Origin of the sequence: Streptomyces sp. NPDC002742, assembly GCF_042888885.1 — a bacterium.
Taxonomy (GTDB): Bacteria; Actinomycetota; Actinomycetes; order Streptomycetales; family Streptomycetaceae; genus Streptomyces.
On record NZ_JBIAQF010000067.1, the window covers coordinates 1 to 3,300 of the forward strand.

General features: G+C 71.9%; 5 protein-coding genes. 4 read left to right on the forward strand and 1 reads right to left on the reverse strand.

Features of this window, described 5'->3' with window-relative positions; genetic code table 11:
- Positions 1-130 precede the first annotated feature (130 nt).
- The 3 genes from ACFYW8_RS44430 to ACFYW8_RS44440 all read left to right on the forward strand — a co-directional run bounded on the left by ACFYW8_RS44430 (position 131) and on the right by ACFYW8_RS44440 (position 1,460).
- On the forward strand, positions 131-340 hold the full coding sequence (locus ACFYW8_RS44430) for an acyl-CoA carboxylase epsilon subunit (protein ID WP_389093829.1): 210 nt from the start codon (positions 131-133) through the stop codon (positions 338-340).
- Between the two features lie 226 nt (positions 341-566).
- Positions 567-695 carry a morphogenic membrane protein MmpB gene (mmpB, locus tag ACFYW8_RS44435; protein ID WP_328553777.1) on the forward strand — a complete coding sequence of 43 codons (129 nt, stop codon included), beginning with the start codon at positions 567-569 and terminating at the stop codon, positions 693-695.
- 144 nt (positions 696-839) lie between these two features.
- Positions 840-1,460, forward strand: coding sequence for a Maf family protein (locus tag ACFYW8_RS44440; protein WP_389093834.1), 621 nt, complete (start codon positions 840-842; stop codon positions 1,458-1,460).
- 463 nt (positions 1,461-1,923) lie between these two features.
- On the opposite strand, the gene ACFYW8_RS44445 is transcribed toward ACFYW8_RS44440, so the two are convergent.
- Positions 1,924-2,520, reverse strand: a complete 597-nt coding sequence (locus ACFYW8_RS44445; RefSeq protein WP_389093840.1) for a hypothetical protein — start codon at positions 2,518-2,520, stop codon at positions 1,924-1,926.
- 355 nt (positions 2,521-2,875) lie between these two features.
- Here ACFYW8_RS44445 and ACFYW8_RS44450 point away from each other — a divergent pair.
- A partial coding sequence (locus ACFYW8_RS44450; protein ID WP_389093845.1) for a biotin carboxylase N-terminal domain-containing protein occupies positions 2,876-3,300 on the forward strand: 425 nt, incomplete at its 3' end.

A 3,300-nucleotide genomic window follows, 5' to 3' on the forward strand; every position in this document is an offset into this window, starting at 1 on the left:
CCCTCCCAGACCCGCTCCCACGTCGTACGCGGCCTGCGCCAGCTCCGCACCAAGCGGGCATCACTGCCCCCGAAGAAGCACGGAAACATCCCGCTCTAGAACCCCGCAGACCCGGATCCTGGGAGCAGACATGACGATCAAGGTCGTACGGGGCAACCCGACCCCTGAGGAGCTGGCCGCCGCACTGGCGGTGGTCCGCGCACGCGCCGCGGCGGTGGCGTCCGCCCCGTCCGGCGCGTCCGGGCCGCGTGACTCCTGGGCCGACCCCGCCCGCGTCGCCGCGCACCGGCTCCCCCGGCCGGGCCCGACGTCGTGGGGACGCAGCTACTGGCCGGGCTAGCCCTCGGACCGGACCGGCCGGGGAGCGCCCCGGACCCGGTCCGGTCCGGCCGTTTCGAGCTCGGCCCCTTCCCGGCCCCGCCGGCGACCGCGCCCCACTCCCCTGCGCGCCGGGCCTCCGACCACACCAGGTGCCGAACAACCCTCGGTCCCGTTTACACAGGATGTACGCAAGTTGAGTACGCGTACTCAGGCGCCCGGCGCCCCTCCGTCGCACGATCGGGAGCATGCTGTGGTCCGACCCGGAGAACGAACCCCCCAAGGATCTCCGTGACATGCAGGACATGTTGCGACGCCTGGGCGTTCTCCTGGCATTGGCCATGGTGGTCGCGATGATCCTGCTGGGCATCCGCTGACCCGGTCCGGCACCCCGCGCCCCGCCGCTCCGGTCCGCGGCCGGCACCGCGGCGGTGCCACCACTCCCGCTCCGAACGACCGACAGCCGCTCCGAACGACCGACAGCCGAGGCGGCGGCCCATCGGCGCCGATACCCTGATCGCATGACCGATCAGCCGCGCCGCCGTCTCGTGCTCGCCTCGCAGTCCCCCGCCCGGCTCAACCTGCTGCGGCAGGCCGGACTCGCCCCCGAGGTGATCGTGAGCGGGGTCGACGAGGACGCCGTCACCGCACCCACCCCCGCTGAACTCGCCCTCGCGCTGGCCGAGGCGAAGGCCTCCGTCGTGGCGGCGCGGCCCGAGGTCCAGGGCGCTCTGGTCATCGGCTGCGACTCCGTGCTGGACCTGGACGGCGAGGCCCTCGGCAAGCCCGTGGACGCCGAGGAGGCCACCGCGCGCTGGAAGGCGATGCGCGGCCGGGCCGGGACGCTCCAGACGGGGCACTGCGTCTGGGACACGGCACAGAAGCGGTGGGAGTCCGCCATCGCCTCGACGGTGGTCCGCTTCGGCGAGCCGACCGACGCGGAGATCGCCGCGTACGTCGCCTCGGGCGAACCCCTGCACGTGGCCGGCGCGTTCACGCTCGACGGCCGCTCCGCCCCCTTCATCGAGGGCATCGACGGCGACCACGGCAACGTCATCGGCATCTCGCTCCCGCTGGTGCGCAGGCTGCTCGCCGAACTGGGCGTCGGGATCACCGAGTTGTGGACACCCCGGGTGCGGTGAGGACCGCGGCGTGGGGCTGCCGTTCGCGGCTGCCCCACCCGACCACAACGGGAACGGCCGTACAGCCAAGGGATGTTGCCGACCGGGGTGCCCGAATTCCTGAATACCCGAACGCCGAACGGGACGGACCGGACACCCGGAACGGGACAGCCGGGCAGCCGGGCAGCCGGGCAGCCGGGCAGCCGGGCAGCCGGGGACGGAACCGGCGGACGCCCGGAACGGAAACGCCGGACGGCCGGACACCCTGCCGCCCTGACACCCGAACCGGGAACGGCCGGGCACCCTGACACCCGGACGGCCACAACGGGACAGCCGGACAGCCGGGCAGCCGGCCAGGAGCCGATCGCCGGTCGTTCAGCCGGGCAACCGGCCGAGGGCCTTCGTGCCGGCCGGAAGGACCGTCGGCCGGCACACGAAGACGGGGCCCCACCCACGCAGGGCGGCCAGGCAGCCGGGAGGGCCGTCAGGAGGCCGGGGAGGCCGACGGGGCCGACGGCGGTGTGACCACGGCTTGCGCTTCCGGGGCGCCCTTCGCGTCGGCGCCCTTCGCCAGGTCCACGCTCCCGGCGGCAACGCCCTCACCGAGGCCGGCGCTCCCTTCCTCGGCCGCGTCCCCCTCGCCGTCACCGGTCCCGCCGGTCTCCGGCGCGGCGTCGACGGGGCCGGTCTCCCGGCCGTCGTACGCCAGGAGGGTGAACACGATCAACGCGAACACCACCATCATGAAGGTGAACGCTCTCCAGCCCACCAGGCCCACCGTGAAGGCGCCGAGCAGGGCGTGCACCACGGCGGCGCTGATCAGCAGGACACGCCCGAGAAGGCCCGGGGGGCGCTGCCGGAGCGCGACCAGCAGGACCGACACGGCACAGGCCAGGAAGTAGAGACCAAAGACCAGACCGCCGATCTTCGACGACCGCGACATCATGTCGGAGTCGATCCCCGCCACATGCATGTTCTGGCGGTCGGCGACCACGCCGAGGAACCAGTTGAGGAGTGCGATGCCTATCGCCTCCGCGAAGAGCACGATCGCCGCCACCCACACCAGCGGTCTGCGCACCACCGGCCCCACCCACTTCCGCGTGCTGTTACCCCAAGTACGTCTTAGACATCCCGAACGCTACTAACGGGTAAACCCGGGGACAAGGGTTCGGTCGAGGGCAAAGAATCGTTGGGCCATTCGTAGGGACTCCACAAAGAATCGTTGTGGGCCGCAGCACGGAGTCACAGAGACCTTGGCCACACCTGCGGGCTAGGGTTCAGGGAAGGATTCCGGCGTGCCTTGGCACGACAAGGGATTTCGCGGGTAGGGCGAGCCTCGTATCACGCTCCGTGTGGGCAAGCTCACTACTGGGGACAGGTCGAAACGTCGTGTTGGCTGTCCCTAAACTCGGCTTGTTTTCAAGGAGGGAGCCATCGTGCGCAAGGTGCTCATCGCCAACCGTGGCGAAATCGCTGTCCGCGTGGCCCGAGCGTGTCGGGATGCCGGGATCGCGAGCGTTGCCGTCTACGCGGAACCGGACCGGGACGCTCTGCATGTCCGTGCGGCGGACGAGGCGTTCGCGCTGGGCGGTGACACCCCGGCCACCAGTTACCTGGACTTCGCCAAGGTGCTGCAGGCCGCCAAGGACTCGGGCGCGGACGCCGTCCATCCGGGCTACGGCTTTCTCTCGGAGAACGCGGACTTCGCCCAGGCCGTCCTCGACGCGGGCCTGACCTGGATCGGCCCGCCGCCGCAGGCGATCCGGGACCTGGGTGACAAGGTCGCCGCCCGGCACATCGCGCAGCGCGCGGGCGCGCCGCTCGTCGCGGGCACCCCGGACCCGGTCTCGGGTGCGGACGA